General features: G+C 44.3%; 1 protein-coding gene and 1 pseudogene. Both read right to left on the reverse strand.

The window, feature by feature from the left end:
- The coding region (locus tag A3762_RS13650; RefSeq protein WP_068756111.1) for a thioredoxin domain-containing protein at positions 1-607 on the reverse strand (607 nt) is incomplete at its 3' end.
- A gap of 45 nt (positions 608-652) precedes the next feature.
- Positions 653-1,102: pseudogene (locus A3762_RS27620) on the reverse strand (acyl-CoA desaturase); the annotation flags it as partial.

Consider the following 1,102-nt stretch of genomic DNA (forward strand, 5'->3'; position numbering starts at 1 on the left):
GATACAGATGATCTGGACTGTGCTTTTCAAGCGCGAGACCATTTACATAAAAGGTTGGCGTTTTATCTACTTTGAACGCGCGAAGATCTTTACCCTCTTGCACGATCAATGCATTCATTTCCGACGAATCGATGATCGCTTTTGTTTTCTCGATATTTAGCCCCGCGGCAGCAGCAATTTCCCACGCGCGATCTAGATTAGGTGCATGGTGTGATGCCCATTCTTGTTGTTGTATCAATAGCGCCTCTAGAACTGGAACGTATACATTTTGTTGACTCGCAGCTTCCAGCATTCGTACTACCGTATCCGAACCCTGATGGAACGGTGCATAACGAAGCACTAAACGCACGTCTTGCGGATGGCGCTTCATAATTTCTTTTACATATGGATAGAATGCTCGGCAGGCTTCACACGCGGGATCTAAAAATTCAACGATCGTCACTGGCGCATCAGCAGGCCCCATACTAGGAGAATAATCACGCTCCAACTCTGCACCTTCTGGTAAGGTATTCGCAGAAGTAGATTCATCATTACTGCACGCACTCAATACAAACAAGGCAACGAAGCATAGGCATAGAGACCGAATGCGTTTACGCAAAATAAGCATGATCAATTTTTCCCTTGTACATCTTTGACTAAAATAACTGAGCGTTTACGCATATTGTGCGAGAAGTAACTTCCACTCATCACGTTGCTGTTGCATCGCGTCTTTAAGTTCTTGATATCGCTTCATCGCTTCAGACTTCTCGTAGGCTTCGCGCACTTCACACTTCTTAGCTTCAAGCCATTCAAGTCGTGCGATTTTGGTTTGATGCATCACTTCAACTAGTTCATCAAACTTTGCTTGCAACTTCGCTTTAATCTCTTCGGCATCGGCATGAAAACGCAGTTTCTCATTAAGATTTTTCATCGCCATTTCTGCTTTTGCTTTGGCGACCTTATGTTCGTCACAGCGTTTTAAGTTGCTCGCTAAACCCAATTTACTCAGGGTAAATATGAACCATTTAGTTGGGTCGTAATGCCACCAGCGGATGCCATTGCGATAATCTGTTTGAAAACAATGATGGTAGTTGTGGTAGCCCTCTCCATAGGTCAAGTAAGC

The sequence above is a fragment of the Oleiphilus sp. HI0125 genome (genome assembly GCF_001635355.1).